A 17,187-nucleotide genomic window follows, 5' to 3' on the forward strand; every position below is an offset into this window, starting at 1 on the left:
GATGCGCGTCCTGGTCGATCAGGATCTGTGCGGAACTACCGGGCAGTGCGTGCTGACGCTGCCGGGCACCTTTCGCCAGCGCGAACCGGACGGCGTGGCCGAAGTGTGCGTGGCGACGGTCCCGCAGGCGCTGCACGCCGCCGTGCGGCTTGCGGCCAACCAGTGCCCGGTCGGCGCCATTCGGGTCATCGAAAGCGACGCTGGCCATGACGAGCGCGCCGGCGCCGACCCTGCGCCCTCTCCGGCGGATGCCGAGCGGCATGCCGCGAAAGACCAATGCAATTCAGGAGACACGATGGGACGGTTTGAAGGCAAGGTGGCCGTGGTGACCGGCGCCGGCGCCGGCATCGGCAAGGCATGCGCTCTCGCCATCGCGCGCGGGGGCGGCAGAGTGGTGGTGGCCGACATTGATGGCTCGGCGGCCATCGCCTGCACCGCGCAGATCGCGGCCGAAGCAGGCCACGCGCTGCCCTTAGCCATGGATATCGCCGATGAGCAGGCGGTGGCAGCGCTGTTCGAGACGGCGGAGCGACACTTCGGGGGGGTCGACCTGCTGGTGAACAATGCGAGCGCCATGCATCTGACCCCGCGCGACCGCGCGATCCTCGACCTGGACCTGGCAGTCTGGGACCAGACCATGGCGACCAATCTGCGCGGCACGCTGCTCTGCTGCCGGCAGGCCATCCCACGGATGATCGCCCGCGGCGGTGGCGCGATCGTCAACATGTCGTCGTGCCAGGGGCTCAGCGGTGACACGGCGCAGACGTCCTACGCCGCGTCGAAGGCGGCGATGAACATGCTCTCGGCTTCGCTCGCCACCCAATACGGTCATGCGCAGATCCGCTGCAACGCCGTTGCGCCGGGTCTCGTCATGACCGAGCGTCTCCTCGCCAAGCTGGATGAGCGCATGCAACGGCATCTGCGCCGTCACCAGCTCCTGCAGCGCGTCGGCCGCCCCGAGGACGTGGCCGCGCTGGTGGCGTTCCTGCTCTCCGACGATGCTGCGTTCATCACCGGTCAGGTCGTGTGCATCGATGGCGGCATGCTGGCGCATGTGCCGACATACGCCGACGGTGGCAACAGCTGCGCCGCGCGCCCTGCCGGCCACACCGAATCGGCGGCGGCGGCGCGCTGCTGATGGACATGCTGCTCAACCCGCTCAACCGTCGGCACCGGCTGCGATGCGACATCCCGGTCATGCCTGGCGCTTTCCCCCTGGTCGGGCATCTTCCCGCCATTGTCTGCGACCTGCCGCGCCTGCTGCAGCGCGCAGAACGGACGCTGGGCAGCCACTTCTGGCTGGATTTCGGCCCTGCCGGACACCTGATGACCTGCGTGCATCCGGATACGTTCGCACTGCTCCGGCACAAGGACGTGTCCTCGGCGCTGATCGAAGAGATCGCGCCCGAATTGCTTGGCGGAACGTTGGTTGCCCAGGACGGCGGCGCGCACCGGCAGGCGCGCGATGCGATTAAGGCGGCGTTCCTGCCCAAGGGGCTGACCCAGGCCGGCATCGGCGACCTGTTCGCGCCCGTCATCTGGGCGCGGGTGCAGGCGTGGCGCGACCGCGGCGACATAACCATCCTGCGCGAAACCGGCGACCTGATGCTCAAGCTCATCTTCAGCCTCATGGGAATCCCCGCGCAGGACCTGCCGGGATGGCATCGCAAATACCGGCAACTGCTGCAGTTGATCGTCGCGCCCCCGGTCGACCTGCCCGGACTGCCCTTGCGGCGAGGCCGCGCCGCCCGCGACTGGATCGACGCGCAGTTGCGCCAGTTCGTCCGCGACGCGCGCGCGCATGCCGCGCGCACCGGGTTGATCAACGACATGGTGAGCGCCTTCGACCGCAGCGACGATGCGCTTTCCGATGACGTCCTGGTCGCCAATATCCGCTTGCTGCTGCTTGCCGGTCACGACACCACTGCCTCGACGATGGCCTGGATAGTGATCGAGCTGGCGCGGCAGCCTGTGCTGTGGGACGCCCTGGTCGAGGAGGCGCAACGCGTGGGCGCGGTGCCGACCCGGCACGCGGACCTGGCGCAGTGTCCGGTCGCCGAGGCGCTGTTCCGCGAGACGCTGCGCCTGCATCCGGCGACCACGCTCCTGCCGCGTCGCGTCCTGCAGGAATTGCAACTCGGCCAACGGCGCATTCCCGCGGGCACCCATCTGTGCATCCCGCTGCTGCATTTCTCGACCTCGGCGCTGCTGCACGAGGCGCCTGATCAGTTCCGCCTGGCGCGGTGGCTGCAACGCACGGAGCCGATCCGGCCGGTGGACATGCTGCAGTTCGGTACCGGCCCACACGTCTGCATCGGCTACCACCTGGTATGGCTGGAAATGGTGCAGTTCTGCATCGCCTTGGCGCTGACCATGCACAAGGCCGGGGTGCGGCCGCGGTTGCTGAGCGGCGTCGATAAAGGCCGGCGCTATTACCCGACCGCACATCCGTCCGTGACAATCCGCATAGGCTTCTCATGAGCTGGCATCGCATGCCCCGTGTGGCGAGGCAGCGGCGCCGGCGAGGCGCGGCATTGCTGCACTCGGCGCACGCGCTCGGTGCGACGCCGGCAACACCGCGGCGGCTTGGCGCTCGCCGTGGCCATCTCGTGTCAGGTACAAGGACATGAAGAACATGCAGACCGGTTCCACGCTACACGACGACCGAACTGGCGTTTCCGCCCTCGGCGGATTGGGTGCGCAGGCGCGCGGCGCATCCGGCAGGCTGCTGCCGGAGATCTGGATGCAGGACGGCGCAAAGCGGGTCGAACAGGCGCTGGCGCGTCTTCTCTGCGCCGAAGACGACGGTGAGACAGAGCTGATGGCGGCGATGCGCTACGCCACCTTGCATGGCGGGAAGCGCACCCGCGCCTTGCTCTGTCTGGCTGCCGGCGCACTGGCCGACACGCCGGCGCACATGCTCGACGACGTTGGCGCCGCCATCGAGATGATGCACGCCTGTACCCTGGTCCACGACGACCTGCCCGCGATGGACGACGACGTGCTTCGCCGCGGCCTTCCGACGGTGCACGTCAAATTCGGCGAAGCCACTGCGATCCTGGTCGGCGATGCGCTGCAGGCGCACGCCTTCCTGACCCTGGCGAGCCTGGATGCGCCGGGCGACAACCGAATCGCGCTCGTGCGCGAACTGGCGCAGGCGGTGTCCGCCGAGGGTGCCGCAGGCGGGCAGGCCATGGATCTGTCGCTGATCGGAAAGCACGCCGAGCTGGACAGGATCGTGGCGATGCACCGGAAGAAGAGCGGAGCGCTAGTGCGCGCGTCCGTTCGCATGGGCGCGCTATACTCCATCGCGGAGGATGCCGCGCACGATGCGCTGTACTGTGCGCTCGATCGCTACACCGCCTGTTTCGGCCTGGCGTTGCAGGTAATCGACGACATTCTCGACGCGACAGCGGATACCGCGACGCTGGGCAAGACCCCCGGTAAGGACGCGGCGGCGCAGAAGCCGACCTGCGCGTCGATCATGGGGCTGCAGGCAGCGCGCCAGTTCGCGCTGGATTTGTTGCGCGACGCCGGGGAGGCCATCGTCCCGCTGGGGCCGCATGCGGAACGGTTGGCGCAGATGCTGCAGCGGGCCAACGTGTATCTGTCCGCGCCATACGCATGAGCGCGCCCGTCCGCATGGACTCGCCCCTGTGCTGCTGCGATCGGCCGGCGGGCGGTGCATGCTGCACTGTGTCCGAACCGGCGGCGACGTGCGCGGCGTCTGCTCGATCCTGGTTCTCGTTAGCCCTCTGCAGAAGGAACATCCCGCGTGAACGCGCTGTCCGAACAGATCCTTTCCGAATTGCGCCACCTGCTGAGCGAGATGAGCGACGGCGGCAGCGTCGGTCCGTCCGTCTACGACACGGCGCGAGCTCTGCAGTTCCACGGCAACGTCACCGGTCGGCAGGACGCATACGCGTGGCTCATCGCGCAGCAACAGGCCGATGGCGGATGGGGAAGTGCGGACTTCCCGCTGTTCCGCCATGCGCCCACGTGGGCGGCGTTGCTGGCATTGCAGCGTGCCGATCCTCTTCCCGGCGCTGCCGACGCAGTCCAGGCTGCAACCCGGTTCCTCGAGCGCCAGCCCGATCCCTACGCGCATGCGGTGCCGGAAGACGCGCCGATCGGCGCGGAGCTGATCCTGCCGCAGTTGTGCGGCGAGGCCGCATCCTTGCTGGGCGGCGTGGCGTTTCCGCGCCACCCGGCGCTGTTGCCGTTGCGGCAAGCGTGCCTGGTCAAGCTGGGGGCGGTGGCGACGTTGCCGAGCGGCCATCCGTTGCTGCACTCCTGGGAAGCCTGGGGGACGTCGCCGACCACCGCATGCCCGGATGACGACGGCAGCATCGGCATCAGTCCGGCGGCCACCGCCGCGTGGCGTGCGCACGCCGTGACACAGGGGAGCACGCCGCAGGTCGGGCGCGCCAACGCGTATTTGGAGGCGGCATCGCGGGCGACGCGCAGCGGCATCGAAGGTGTCTTTCCCAACGTCTGGCCGATCAATGTATTCGAGCCATGCTGGTCGCTGTACACCCTGCATCTGGCCGGTCTGTTCGCGCATCCCGCGCTCGCCGAGGAGGTGCAAGTGATCGTCGCGCAGCTCGATGCCCGCCTCGGCGTGCGCGGTCTGGGCCCGGCCTTGCACTTCGCGGCCGATGCGGACGATACCGCCGTTGCGATGTGCGTCCTGCGCCTTGCAGGCCGCGACCCGGCGGTCGATGCGTTGCGCCATTTCGAAATCGGCGAGCTGTTCGTCACCTTCCCCGGCGAGCGCAATGCCTCGGTGTCGACCAACATCCATGCCCTGCATGCGTTGCGGATGTTGGGAAAGCCGGCCGCCGGCACCAGCGCCTACGTCGAGGCCAATCGCAACCCGCACGGTATATGGGACAACGAGAAATGGCACGTTTCGTGGCTGTATCCCACCGCCCATGCGGTCGCTGCGCTGGCGCAAGGCAAGCCCCAGTGGCGCGACGAGCGCGCGCTGGCGGCGCTCATGCAGGCGCAGCGCGACGACGGCGGCTGGGGCGCCGGTCGCGCGTCCACATTCGAGGAAACCGCCTATGCGCTGTTCGCGTTGCACGTGATGGACGGGAGCGAAGAGCCGACAGGGCGCCGGCGCATCGCGCAGGCGGTGGCGCGTGCGCTGGAGTGGATGCTCGCCCGCCATGCCGCGCATGCATGGCCGCAGACGCCGCTGTGGATCGGCAAGGAACTGTATTGCCCCACCCGGGTGGTGCGCGTGGCGGAACTCGCCGGGTTGTGGCTGGCGCTTCGTTGGGGGCGGCGCGTCCTGGCCGAGGGAGCAGGAGCGGCGCCATGATCCAGACCGAACGCGCGCTCCAGCAGGTGCTGGAGTGGGGGCGTTCCCTGACCGGGTTCGCCAACGAGCATGCCGTGGAAGCGGTCAGGGGCGGCCAGTACATCCTGCAGCGCATTCACCCGAGCCTGCGCGACACCAGCGCCCGCACCGGCCGCGATCCGCAGGACGAAACGCTGATCGTGGCGTTCTATCGCGAACTGGCGTTGCTGTTCTGGCTCGACGATTGCAACGACCTTGGCCTGATCGCGCCGGAGCAGCTCGCCGCGGTGGAGCAGGCGCTGGGGCAGGGCGTGCCGTGCGCGCTCCCCGGATTCGAGGGCTGCGCTGTGCTGCGCGCTTCGCTGGCCGCGCTCGCCTACGACCGTCGCGACTATGCTCAGCTTCTCGACGATGACCGGTGCTACTGCGCGGCGCTGCGCGCCGGACACGCGCAGGCGGCAGGGGCGGAACGCTGGTCCTACGCCGAGTACCTGCACAACGGCATCGATTCGATCGCCTACACGAACGTGTTCTGTTGCCTGTCGTTGCTGTGGGGGCTGGACATGGCGACCTTGCGCGCGCGTCCGGGGTTTCGCCATGTCCTGCGGCTCATCTCCGCCATAGGGCGCTTGCAGAACGATCTGCATGGACGCGAAAAGGATAGGTCGGCCGGCGAGGCCGACAACGCGGCGATCCTGCTGCTGCAGCGCTATCCGGCTATGCCTGTGGTGGAGTTCCTCAACGACGAACTGGCCGGCCATACGCGCATGCTGCACCGGGTGATGGCGGAAGAGCGCTTTCCCGCGCCGTGGGGGCCGTTGATCAAGGCCATGGCGGCCATCCGCGCGCAGTACTACCAGACCTCGACCAGCCGCTACCGCAGCGACGCTGCGGGGGGAGGCCCGCGTGCGCCGGCCTGAACGCGCGGGAGGCGGCGGCGTGCGCGCGCTGCCGTCGGTGAGATCCGACGCAACGCCGTCGCCCGTTGCGACGGATGGAGCGAGCATGAGCGACACCAACCTGAGCCGGCGCAAGGACGACCACCTGGACATCGTGCTGGATAGGCGAACGGCGCCGGCCAAGGCCGCCGGCTGGGAGTACATCCGTTTCGAACACTGCGCATTGCCCGAGTTGGACCTGACGCAGATCGACCTGCACGCCTCGCTGCTGGGCAAGACCATGCGCGCGCCGCTGCTGATCAGCTCCATGACCGGCGGCATGCCACGCGCCGAGGCCATCAACCGGCATCTGAGCGAGGCAGCGCAAGCCTTGGGGATCGCCATGTGCGTCGGTTCGCAGCGCGTGAGCCTGCAATCCCGCAACTCCCAGGGGCTGACGCGCGCGCTGCGCCGCCTGGCCCCAGACATTCCCTTGCTGGCCAATATCGGCGCCGCGCAACTGCGCGAGGCCGATGGCCTGGACCTGGCGCGCCGGGCGGTGGATGCGCTTGAGGCCGATGGCCTCATCGTCCATCTCAATCCGCTGCAGGAAGCGGTACAGCCGCAGGGCGACCGCGACTGGCGCGGCGTCCTGACGCAGATCGCTCGCGCCGCGCGCAGCGTGGGCGTGCCGATCTTGGCCAAGGAAGTGGGGTCTGGCCTGTCCGCCTCGGTGGCCTGTGCGCTCGTCGAGGCGGGCGTGGCGGTGATCGATGTCGCCGGCGCCGGCGGCACCAGTTGGGCCGCGGTGGAGGGCGAGCGCGCCCGCGATGCCGCCGACCGTGCAGTGGCGATGGCGTTCGCCGATTGGGGGATTCCGACCCCGGCCAGCGTGCAGGCGGTACGTCGGGCGCTGCCAACGGTGAAGCTGATCGCGTCGGGCGGGATCCGCGACGGCGTCGACGTGGCCAAGGCCATCCGCCTGGGCGCGGACATCGCCGGGCAGGCGGCCGGCGTGCTGCGCGCGGCTACGGTATCCACCGAGGCGGTTGTCGCGCATTTCGAGATCGTCATCCGCCAGTTGGCCGTCGCCTGCTTCTGCACCGGCTCGGCTGATCTGGCGGCGTTGCGTCAGGCGCGCTTGTTGCCCTCGGCACATCTGCCCGCCGGTTGATGCCGGCATCGCCCGCACGTGGCGGCGGTGCCTAGAACTGGAGAAGCGAACAGGTGCATTACGACATCGTCATCATCGGTGGAGCCATCGTCGGCTCCTCGGTTACGTATTATCTGCGCGAGGAAGGGTTTTCGGGCTCGATTGCAGTTGTCGAGCGCGACCCGCAATTTTCCCATGCGGCGACAACGCTGTCCTGCGCCTCCATCCGCCAGCAGTTTTCGATCCCGGAAAACATCCGTCTGTCGCAATTCACGCTGAAACTGTTCCGGCGGCTCGGGGAAGAGTTTGGCGCGGACGCCGATATCGGCTTTCGCGAAGGCGGTTATCTCATCCTTGCCGGCGAAAACGGGCTGCCTATCCTGCGGGCCAACCACGAAGCGCAGATGGCCGAGGGCGCCGACATCCTGCTCGAGGATGCGGAGGCGCTCGTCCGCCGCTTTCCGTGGCTGTCGGTCGAGGGCATTTCCGCCGGCGCCTATGGCCGCAGCGGCGAAGGCTGGTTCGACGCGCATGCGATGCTGATGCTGTTCCGCAAGGCACTGCGGACGAAGAACGTCGACTTTATCACGGCGTCGGTGACGGGTATCGAGCGGCTAGGCGGCCGCGTCACTGGTGTATTTCTGGACAATGGCGAGCGGCTCGAGGCCGGCACCGTCGTCAACGCCGCCGGGCCGAATGCCGGCAAGGTGGCGGCAATGGCCGGGCTGGCGCTGCCGGGGAGCCGCGCAAGCGCAACGTCTTCGTCTTCGAGGCGCGCGAAAAATATGAGGACATGCCGCTGCTGGTCGACCCGAGCGGCATCTATGTCCGGCCGGAGGGCTCGGTCTACATCACCGGCGGCGCCGAGCCGGAAGAGGGCGAAGGACCGGCCGACCCCGCCGACTTCGACCCCGACTGGTCGCTGTTCGAAGAGGTGATCTGGCCGGTGCTGGCGACCCGCATTCCGGCCTTCGAGGCGATCAAGCCGACGCGCGCCTGGGTCGGCCATTACGACTACAATACGCTCGACCAGAACGCGGTGATCGGCCCGCACCCGGAGGTCGGCAATTTCCTCTTCGCCAACGGTTTTTCCGGCCACGGCTTGCAGCAGGCTCCGGCGGTCGGCAAGGCGCTGGCCGAACTGATCGTGCATGGCGGCTATCGCACGGTGGATTGCTCGGCGTTCGGGTACAGCCGTGTCGCTGAGGGACGGGCTTTCAGGGAATTGAATGTGATTTGAGCAGGAAGGGCGGGTGCGCCGCGACGGTCCTTTTGATGCTGGAGGGACAGAGGGGGGCGAAGGAACGCAACAGGCGGTCGATGGCCCAAAGCTGGCGAAAACAGCCGGCCAGGGCCTGCCGCGAACGGAATGATTTTGTGATGATCGTGGCGCTCGATCCGCCGTATTTCCGGACGATCAGCGACTTCCGCAAGCGGCATTTGAAGGCGCTCGAGGCGCTGTTCGTGCAGGTTCTGAAGCTGTGTGAGACGGCAGGATTGGTCAAACTCGGCCATGTCGCGCTGGATGGCAAGAAGATCAAGGCGAACGCGTCGAAACACAAGGCGATGAGCTATGAGCGCATGAAGAAGCGCGAGCTGGAATTGAAAGCCGAGGTCGCTCGCATGCTGACGGCGGCCGAGGCCGCGGATGGCCAGGAGGGACGTGACTTTCGGCAAGGACAAGCGCGGCGACGAGATGCCGGATTGGGCCGGCGACAAGCAGAACTGGCTGGCCAAGATCCAGCAGGCGATGGCGTCGCTGGAAGCCGAGGCCAAGCTGGCGGCGCAAGAAGAGCGCCGGACCGAGGCCGAAAAAGAAGAGCAGCGCCAGGCCGCAGGCCGCAAGAAGCCGGGCAAACCGGCGGCAGCGCCATCAGAGGAGCCCGGTGGCCATAGCAGCTGGTCTCGGAGGAACGCCGTTCGCTGTGCGGCGCTAAAGCCTGAGAGATCCTCGAAGAAGGATTGATCTCTTTGCGTATCATTATCTTCATGTATGATACGCGAACAGATCATAAAAGTTTTGACTTGCTCGCTGGATGAGATACCCTTGCGTATCATCGCGCATTGGAAAGGATCGTATACGTATCATGATCGACTCTGAGTCGGAAATTCTGCGCGAAATCGGTGGGCTTTTCAGGCAGGCGAGGCTGGCCGCTGCCATGACGCAGGAGCAGGTCGCTGATTTGGCGGGTATATCCCGTCCCCGCTATCGCGACATCGAAAAGGGAGCCGCAGCGGCGCGTGCGACGACGCTCATGAATATCGCTCGCGCGCTCGGTCTGGAAATGATGCTGGTTCCGCAAGTCATGGTGCCGGCTGTCCAGGCTCTATTGCGTCCGCATGATGATGACGATCGACCCGCCTTTGTTTCTCAACCTGACGATGACGATCATGGCTCCAGTCTTTCGCGCACCTAAGACGATCCCGTCGCTGGACGTGCTCTTGAACGCACTGAAGATCGGCACAATCGTTAGGACGCCGGGCGATTTCAATGCATTCAACTTCGATGAGGCCTACCGCGCGACGGGCGGCTTTCCGGTTTTCAGCCTGTCGTTCCGGGCAGCGACGGGAGGATTGCGGAAAGATCCGAAGCCTCTGGCGGGCACCTTGCCCGCTTTCTTCGCGAACCTCCTACCGGAGGAGAAATTGCGCGAGGCGATGGAAAAGCACCACGAAGGCAATGTGCGGCCAGGCAATGATTTCGATCTTTTAGCGGCGCTGGGCGCCGATCTGCCGGGAGCCGTACGGGCGTTGCCCAGTGACGGCGCGATAGCGGTTTCGCAGGATGCTTCAAAGGATAAGCCCAAGGCACGGTTCTCACTTGCCGGCGTGCAGATGAAGCTGTCGGTCATGAAGAACACTGGAAAAGGCGGCGGCCTGACCTTGCCGATGGACGACGAGCAGGGCCGATACATCGCCAAGTTCCCTTCGACGGCGTTTCCGGGCGTTTCCGAAAATGAATTCGCCAACCTGGCGTTGGCTGCAGCGATAGGCATGGAGGTGCCTGAACGCGAACTTGTCGAGAAGTCCGATTTCGAGGATATTCCCGAGGAATTCAACACGCTGTCAGAGGGCAAGGTCCTTCTCGTCAAACGCTTCGATCGCGGCGCTGAGGGGGAGAGGATTCACATCGAGGATTTCGCTCAGGTCTTTGGTGTCTATCCCTCGCGCAAATATGAGGGGGCCGCTTATCACGACATAGCCTCGGCCCTTGGCGCGGCCGTCTCGCCTACGGCGGCTCTCGAATTCGTCCGCCGCCTGGCACTGACCGTCATCACCGGCAATGGCGACATGCACCTGAAGAACTGGTCGTTGATCTATCCCGGAAACGGCGACAAGCCGGCGCTTGCACCAATCTACGACGTTCTGTCGACCGTGCCATATATTCCTGCCGACGCCATGGCGCTTTCGCTTGGAGGGGAGCGCTCGTTCAAGGCGCTAGCAGCACCGCGATGGAAAGCATTTGCGAATCGTGCAAGGCTTCCGGAGCCGGCAGTCCTGAAGGCAGTGGTCGAGACCGTCGAACTCGTCAACGAGCACTGGTGGCATCTGCCTGAGCGCGACGTTGTCGCAGCGAAAGTGCTCGAGCGGATCGACGAACATGTGAAGGCGATGACGCCGATACTGAACTCCTGCGCCGCTAAGTGAGCCGAGTTCCCTTGGGTTGGTGATATGGCGGAATTATCCGCCCGTGGCCCCGGATGGATGGCCGTGGATCGATGGTATGCCAGCGTGGCGCGCAAGATTCCGCGCAGTGTCGATGAGGACACGCGAGACCAAGCACGTCAGCTCGCCGGAACAAAAGAGTTCGCAGCATCCCGCAATTAACGCTAGAGGGTCGAGATGCTGTTCGCCCACCTCAACACAACGATGCGGTTCGAACGAATGCGGTGACTGAGGATCGCGATCCGACGCTTTGTGTCGCCATTGTCGGGTCCGCTACACGGCTTGTTCCGACGATCCTTTCTTTGGCCTCAAGCTAAATCCCTGAAAAGCAACCATGAAATTATTCTTCGGTTCGATCAGCCAAATTGGCACGAGTCTTGAGATCCTTGGGTGCGAGGCGGCGACAGCTGCCCGACCGGCATTCATGTCGCGGCAGCCGCGATGAATGGAACGAAGGAAGGAAAGCTACATGTCAGGTTTGCGTCAGATCGCCTTTTACGGCAAGGGCGGCATCGGCAAGTCCACCACCTCCCAAAATACGCTCGCCGCCCTGGTCGACCTCGGGCAGAGAATCCTCATCGTCGGCTGCGACCCCAAAGCCGACTCTACCCGCCTGATCCTGAACGCGAAGGCGCAAGATACGGTCCTGCACCTCGCGGCAGAGGAAGGTTCGGTGGAAGACCTGGAACTCGCGGACGTGCTCAAGGTCGGCTACAAAGGGATCAAATGCGTGGAGTCGGGCGGCCCTGAGCCGGGTGTCGGCTGCGCCGGCCGCGGCGTGATCACCTCGATCAACTTCCTCGAGGAGAACGGTGCCTACGACGATGTCGACTATGTCTCCTACGACGTGCTCGGGGATGTGGTGTGCGGCGGTTTCGCGATGCCGATCCGCGAGAACAAGGCCCAGGAAATCTATATCGTCATGTCCGGCGAGATGATGGCGCTCTATGCCGCCAACAACATCGCCAAGGGCATCCTGAAATACGCCCATTCGGGTGGCGTGCGGCTCGGCGGCCTGATCTGCAACGAGCGCCAAACCGACCGCGAGCTCGACCTCGCCGAAGCGCTGGCTTCCAGGCTCAATTCCAAGCTCATCCACTTCGTGCCGCGCGACAATATCGTCCAGCACGCCGAGCTCAGGAAGATGTCTGTGATCCAGTATGCGCCGGACTCCAAGCAGGCCGGGGAATACCGGGCGCTGGCCGAGAAGATCCATGCCAATTCGGGCCAGGGCACCATCCCCACCCCGATCACCATGGAGGAGCTCGAGGACATGCTGCTCGACTTCGGCATCATGAAGACCGACGAGCAGATGCTTGCCGAGCTTCAGGTCAAGGAAGCGGCGAAGGCGGCCGCACAGTAACGACCGCTACTGACTAGGGGCGCGGCCTGACCCGGCGCGCCTTTCAAAAAACGGCGCCTCGTTGGTGAGGCGTCACCCTGAACCTTGAAAGGGGTCCCATGAGCCTGGAATACGAGAATGACGGCGCCCTCCATGCGAAGCTTATCGAGGAGGTGCTGTCGCAATATCCTGACAAGTCGGCGAAGCGCCGCAAGAAGCACCTCAGCGTCGCAAAGAGCGGCGACGAGGCTGGCGAGGAAAACGAGGTCCTTTCCGAATGCGAGGTAAAATCGAACATCAAGTCCATCCCCGGCGTGATGACGATTCGCGGCTGCGCCTATGCCGGCTCGAAAGGCGTGGTGTGGGGGCCAGTCAAGGATATGGTCCATATCTCGCACGGCCCGGTCGGCTGCGGGCAATATTCCTGGTCGCAACGCCGCAACTACTACGTCGGCACGACCGGCATCGACACGTTCGTGACGATGCAGTTCACCTCCGATTTCCAGGAGAAGGACATTGTTTTTGGTGGCGACAAGAAGCTGGAACGGATCATCGACGAGATCGAGGAAATGTTTCCGCTGAACAAGGGCATGACTGTGCAATCCGAATGCCCGATCGGCCTGATTGGCGACGACACCGAAGCTGTGTCCCGCAACAAGGCCAAGGAGCACGAAAAAACGATCGTGCCGGTGCGCTGCGAGGGCTTCCGCGGCGTCTCGCAATCCCTCGGCCACCACATCGCCAACGATGCGATCCGCGACTGGGTCTTCGAAAAGAAGGACATCGAGTTCGAGGCCGGCCCTTACGATGTCAATGTGATCGGCGACTATAATATCGGCGGCGACGCCTGGGCTTCGCGCATCCTGCTCGAGGAGATGGGCCTGCGCGTGGTCGGCAACTGGTCGGGCGACGCTACGCTGGCCGAAATAGAGCGCGCGCCGAGCGCCAAGCTCAATCTCATCCATTGCTACAGGTCGATGAACTACATCTGCCGGCACATGGAGGAAAAGTATGGCATCGACTGGATGGAGTATAATTTCTTCGGCCCCTCCCAGACTGAAGCCTCTCTGCGCAAGATAGCCAAGCATTTCGGGCCGGAAATCGAGGCCAAGGCCGAGGCGGTCATCGCCAAATACCGGCCCCTGGTCGATGCCCTCATCGCCAAGTACCGGCCGCGCCTCGAAGGCAGGACGGTGATGCTCTATGTCGGCGGGCTGCGCCCCCGTCACGTCGTCACCGCCTATGAGGATCTAGGCATGGTGATCGTCGGCACTGGCTATGAATTTGGCCATAACGACGACTATCAGCGTACCGGCCATTACGTGAAGAAGGGCACGCTGATCTATGACGACGTGACTGGTTACGAGCTGGAGAAGTTCATCGAGGGGATCCGTCCTGATCTCGTTGGCTCCGGCATCAAAGAAAAGTACCCGGTCCAGAAGATGGGCATACCGTTCCGTCAAATGCATTCCTGGGATTATTCAGGCCCGTATCACGGCTACGACGGCTTCGCCATTTTCGCCCGCGACATGGATCTGGCCATCAACAACCCGGTCTGGGGCCTCTACGACGCACCCTGGAAGAAAAAAGCCGAGCCGTCGGCGGCGATCGCGGCCGAATGAAACCTGGCCTCCCGAAAGCCGGGAAGGCCGATGAACACTTGCGGCCCTTTGTCCGCGGGAGACCTGAAACGTTTCGACGTCCCTGTGCCGCCGTATGGCGCGGCCAGATGGAGAAGAGGTAACTATCCATGCCGCAGTCGGCTGAAAAAGTTCTCGACCACGCGCCCCTGTTCCGCGAGCCGGAATACAGGCAGATGCTCGCCGAGAAGAGGCTGAATTTCGAATGTCCTCACCCGGACCAGGTCGTTACCGACCAACGCGAATTCACCAAGACGTGGGAATACCGCGAAAAGAACCTTGCTCGCGAAGCGCTTGTCGTGAACCCCGCCAAGGCCTGCCAGCCGCTCGGCGCGGTCTTCGCGGCCGCGGGCTTCGAGCGAACCATGTCCTTCGTCCACGGCAGCCAGGGCTGCGTGGCCTATTACCGCTCGCACCTGTCGCGCCATTTCAAGGAGCCTGCTTCGGCGGTTTCCTCCTCGATGACCGAGGATGCGGCGGTGTTCGGCGGCCTGAAGAACATGGTTGACGGGCTCGCCAACACGTACCAACTCTACGACCCGAAGATGATCGCCGTCTCGACCACTTGTATGGCGGAGGTCATTGGCGACGACCTGCACAGCTTCATCGAGAACGCCAAGGACGAAGGCTCGGTCCCTCGCGACTTCGACGTGCCCTTCGCCCACACGCCGGCCTTCGTCGGTAGTCATGTCGACGGCTATGACGTAACGGTCAAGGGCATTTTGGAGCACTTCTGGAAAGGCGAGGAGCGAACGGAAGCCGAGGGAACCATCAACATCATTCCGGGTTTCGACGGCTTTTGCGTTGGCAACAACCGGGAGCTCAAGCGCCTGCTCGATCTGATAGGCGTGTCCTATACCTTCATCCAAGACGCCTCTGACCAGTTCGACACGCCGTCGGACGGCGAATACCGCATGTACGACGGCGGCACGAAGATCGAAGACGTGAGGAAGGCACTCAACGCCGAGGCGACACTTTCGCTACAGCATTACAACACCCGAAAAACACTGGAGTATTGCGAGGGGGTAGGGCAGGCGACTGCCTCGTTCCATTACCCGCTCGGAGTCCAGGCGACCGACGACTTCCTGATGGAGGTCTCCGCAATTTCCGGCAAGCAAATCCCCGAGGCAATCCGCCTGGAGCGCGGCCGACTTGTTGACGCCATGGCGGACAGCCAATCCTGGCTGCACGGTAAGAAATACGCCATCTACGGCGATCCGGACTTTGTCTACGCCATGGCCCGCTTCATCATGGAGACGGGCGGCGAGCCGACCCATTGCCTCGCCACCAACGGCACCTCGGCATGGGAAGCGGAGTTGAAGGAACTGCTTGCATCATCGCCCTTCGGCAAGGATGCTCAAGTCTGGGCGGGCAAGGACCTCTGGGCGATGCGCTCGCTGCTCTTCACCGAGCCGGTGGACCTGCTGATCGGCAACTCCTATGGCAAGTATCTGGAGCGCGACACCGGCACGCCGCTGATCCGGCTGACGTTTCCGATCTTCGACCGCCACCATCACCATCGGTTTGCCCTTATGGGCTACCAAGGCGGGTTGCGCGTCCTGACGACGATCCTCGACAAGATCTTCGACAAGCTCGATCGCGAGACAAGCGAGACGGGCGTGACGGACTATTCGTATGACCTCACCCGCTAAGCGTGACGGTCGGCTTTGGCCGGTCGTCTTCCCAAGGGACTTTGGAGACCGACGCAATGTCCTCGCTCAGAGCCAAAATCCAGGATGTCTTCAACGAGCCCGCCTGCGAGCAGAACCGCCGCAAGGATGCCAAGGCGCGCAAGGAGGGCTGTTCGAAGCCACTGACCCCCGGGGCGGCGGCCGGCGGCTGTGCCTTCGATGGCGCCAAGATCGTGCTGCAGCCGATCACCGACGTTGCGCATTTGATCCATGCGCCGCTCGCCTGCGAGGGCAATTCCTGGGACAACCGCGGTGCGGCTTCGTCCGGGCCAACGCTGTGGCGCACAAGCTTCACGACCGACCTCACCGAACTCGACGTTGTGCTGGGGCAGGGCGAGCGGAAGCTCTTCAAAGCGATCCGGGAGATCAAGGAAGCGTATGGGCCGCCGGCTATCTTCGTCTATCCGACCTGCGTGACGGCGCTGATCGGCGACGACATCGAGGCCGTCTGCAAGCGCGCGGCGGAAAAGTTCGGCCTGCCGGTGGTGCCGGTCAATGCGCCGGGCTTCGTCGGCTCCAAGAATCTCGGCAACAAGCTTGCCGGCGAGGCGTTGCTCGAGCATGTCATCGGCACGGTGGAGCCCGACGATGCCGGCCTTTACGACATCAACATTCTTGGCGAATTCAACCTCTCGGGCGAATTCTGGCTGGTGAAGCCGCTCCTGGATCGGCTGGGCATCCGGGTGCGCGCCTGCATTCCGGGCGACGCGCGCTACCTCGACATTGCCTCCGCGCACCGCGCCCGGGCGGCTATGATGGTGTGCTCGACCGCGCTCATCAATCTCGCCCGCAAGATGGAGCAGCGCTGGGAGATCCCATTCTTCGAGGGCTCCTTCTACGGCATCACCGACACCTCCGAAGCACTCCGGCAGATCTCTCAGCTGCTCGTGAAAAAGGGTGCCGATCCGGAGATCCTCGGCCGCACCGAGGCATTGATTGAAGAGGAGGAGGCGATTGCGTGGAAGAAGCTCACGGCCTACCGGCCGAGGCTCGAAGGCAAGCGCGTCCTGCTCAACACCGGCGGTGTGAAGTCCTGGTCAGTCGTCCATGCTCTGATGGAGATCGGCATCGAGATCGTCGGCACCTCGGTCAAGAAATCCACAGTCGAGGACAAGGAGCGCGTCAAACAGTTACTCAAGGACGACAACCACATGTTCGAGCAGATGGCACCGCGCGAGCTTTACGCCATGCTCTCAGAACACAAGGCCGATATCATGCTGTCGGGCGGGCGCACGCAATTCATCGCGCTGAAGGCCAAGACACCCTGGCTCGATATCAACCAGGAGCGCCAACACCCTTACGCCGGCTATGACGGCATGGTGGAACTCGTACGCCAGATTGACCTCGCCATTTATAACCCGATCTGGTGCCAGGTGCGGGAGCCGGCACCATGGGATTGCCAGCCTGCGGTGAGGGAGGGACTGCCGCGCACGAAAAGCGAGACCGCGACCTTGCATGCTGTCCAGGAATTCGCCGGCACGACGGCCGGCGATCTCAGCGAGTGTTGAGGAA

General features: G+C 64.5%; 13 protein-coding genes and 2 pseudogenes. All 15 read left to right on the forward strand.

Annotation, left to right across the window (positions count from 1 at the left end; all coding sequences use genetic code 11):
• Position 1 precedes the first annotated feature (1 nt).
• Positions 2-127, forward strand: a pseudogene (locus NKJ81_RS25655) (ferredoxin); the annotation flags it as partial.
• A gap of 168 nt (positions 128-295) precedes the next feature.
• A complete protein-coding gene (locus NKJ81_RS25660; protein ID WP_352542116.1) occupies positions 296-1,138 on the forward strand; it encodes an SDR family oxidoreductase in 843 nt (280 codons plus the stop codon).
• Complete coding sequence (locus NKJ81_RS25665; protein WP_352542092.1) at positions 1,138-2,481, forward strand: cytochrome P450; 1,344 nt, start codon at positions 1,138-1,140, stop codon at positions 2,479-2,481. Before NKJ81_RS25660 ends, NKJ81_RS25665 begins: the two co-directional genes overlap by 1 nt.
• A gap of 154 nt (positions 2,482-2,635) precedes the next feature.
• Positions 2,636-3,628 (forward strand): polyprenyl synthetase family protein, encoded by a 993-nt coding sequence (locus NKJ81_RS25670; RefSeq protein WP_352542117.1) that lies wholly within the window; start codon positions 2,636-2,638, stop codon positions 3,626-3,628.
• A 147-nt stretch (positions 3,629-3,775) separates the two neighbouring features.
• On the forward strand, positions 3,776-5,326 hold the full coding sequence (locus NKJ81_RS25675) for a hypothetical protein (RefSeq protein WP_352542093.1): 1,551 nt from the start codon (positions 3,776-3,778) through the stop codon (positions 5,324-5,326).
• Positions 5,323-6,225, forward strand: a complete 903-nt coding sequence (locus NKJ81_RS25680) for a terpene synthase family protein (RefSeq protein WP_352542094.1) — start codon at positions 5,323-5,325, stop codon at positions 6,223-6,225. The genes NKJ81_RS25675 and NKJ81_RS25680 overlap by 4 nt, the downstream gene beginning before the upstream one ends.
• An 85-nt stretch (positions 6,226-6,310) precedes the next feature.
• A complete protein-coding gene (gene fni, locus NKJ81_RS25685; protein WP_352542095.1) occupies positions 6,311-7,357 on the forward strand; it encodes a type 2 isopentenyl-diphosphate Delta-isomerase in 1,047 nt (348 codons plus the stop codon).
• Positions 7,358-7,410: 53 nt separating this feature from the next.
• A pseudogene (locus NKJ81_RS25690) lies at positions 7,411-8,576 on the forward strand (NAD(P)/FAD-dependent oxidoreductase).
• Positions 8,577-8,984: 408 nt separating this feature from the next.
• Positions 8,985-9,302, forward strand: a complete 318-nt coding sequence (locus NKJ81_RS32710; protein WP_502904324.1) for a hypothetical protein — start codon at positions 8,985-8,987, stop codon at positions 9,300-9,302.
• Between the two features lie 121 nt (positions 9,303-9,423).
• Positions 9,424-9,753, forward strand: a complete 330-nt coding sequence (locus tag NKJ81_RS25700; RefSeq protein ID WP_352542096.1) for a helix-turn-helix domain-containing protein — start codon at positions 9,424-9,426, stop codon at positions 9,751-9,753.
• Positions 9,728-10,984: a type II toxin-antitoxin system HipA family toxin gene (locus NKJ81_RS25705; protein WP_352542097.1), complete on the forward strand. Its 1,257-nt coding sequence runs from the start codon at positions 9,728-9,730 to the stop codon at positions 10,982-10,984. The genes NKJ81_RS25700 and NKJ81_RS25705 overlap by 26 nt, the downstream gene beginning before the upstream one ends.
• 487 nt (positions 10,985-11,471) lie before the next feature.
• On the forward strand, positions 11,472-12,365 hold the full coding sequence (nifH, locus tag NKJ81_RS25710) for a nitrogenase iron protein (protein ID WP_023801970.1): 894 nt from the start codon (positions 11,472-11,474) through the stop codon (positions 12,363-12,365).
• Positions 12,366-12,463: 98 nt separating this feature from the next.
• Positions 12,464-13,966 (forward strand): nitrogenase molybdenum-iron protein alpha chain, encoded by a 1,503-nt coding sequence (nifD, locus tag NKJ81_RS25715; protein WP_352542098.1) that lies wholly within the window; start codon positions 12,464-12,466, stop codon positions 13,964-13,966.
• 128 nt (positions 13,967-14,094) lie between these two features.
• Complete coding sequence (gene nifK, locus NKJ81_RS25720; protein WP_352542099.1) at positions 14,095-15,636, forward strand: nitrogenase molybdenum-iron protein subunit beta; 1,542 nt, start codon at positions 14,095-14,097, stop codon at positions 15,634-15,636.
• A gap of 56 nt (positions 15,637-15,692) precedes the next feature.
• Positions 15,693-17,183, forward strand: a complete 1,491-nt coding sequence (gene nifE / locus NKJ81_RS25725; RefSeq protein WP_352542100.1) for a nitrogenase iron-molybdenum cofactor biosynthesis protein NifE — start codon at positions 15,693-15,695, stop codon at positions 17,181-17,183.
• The last annotated feature ends 4 nt before the right edge of the window (positions 17,184-17,187 follow it).

The sequence above is a fragment of the Mesorhizobium sp. M0018 genome, assembly GCF_040323955.1.
GTDB lineage: Bacteria > Pseudomonadota > Alphaproteobacteria > Rhizobiales > Rhizobiaceae > Mesorhizobium.

Bases quoted from the DNA above. Each gene is read 5' to 3' on its own strand.
- nifH (WP_023801970.1), top strand. From the start codon at position 11,472: ATGTCAGGTTTGCGTCAGATCGCCTTTTACGGCAAGGGCGGCATCGGC.
- nifE (WP_352542100.1), top strand. From the start codon at position 15,693: ATGTCCTCGCTCAGAGCCAAAATCCAGGATGTCTTCAACGAGCCCGCC.
- nifD (WP_352542098.1), top strand. From the start codon at position 12,464: ATGAGCCTGGAATACGAGAATGACGGCGCCCTCCATGCGAAGCTTATC.
- fni (WP_352542095.1), top strand. From the start codon at position 6,311: ATGAGCGACACCAACCTGAGCCGGCGCAAGGACGACCACCTGGACATC.
- nifK (WP_352542099.1), top strand. From the start codon at position 14,095: ATGCCGCAGTCGGCTGAAAAAGTTCTCGACCACGCGCCCCTGTTCCGC.
- NKJ81_RS25665 (WP_352542092.1), top strand. From the start codon at position 1,138: ATGGACATGCTGCTCAACCCGCTCAACCGTCGGCACCGGCTGCGATGC.
- NKJ81_RS25660 (WP_352542116.1), top strand. From the start codon at position 296: ATGGGACGGTTTGAAGGCAAGGTGGCCGTGGTGACCGGCGCCGGCGCC.
- NKJ81_RS25705 (WP_352542097.1), top strand. From the start codon at position 9,728: ATGGCTCCAGTCTTTCGCGCACCTAAGACGATCCCGTCGCTGGACGTG.
- NKJ81_RS25680 (WP_352542094.1), top strand. From the start codon at position 5,323: ATGATCCAGACCGAACGCGCGCTCCAGCAGGTGCTGGAGTGGGGGCGT.
- NKJ81_RS32710 (WP_502904324.1), top strand. From the start codon at position 8,985: ATGGCCAGGAGGGACGTGACTTTCGGCAAGGACAAGCGCGGCGACGAG.
- NKJ81_RS25670 (WP_352542117.1), top strand. From the start codon at position 2,636: ATGCAGACCGGTTCCACGCTACACGACGACCGAACTGGCGTTTCCGCC.
- NKJ81_RS25700 (WP_352542096.1), top strand. From the start codon at position 9,424: ATGATCGACTCTGAGTCGGAAATTCTGCGCGAAATCGGTGGGCTTTTC.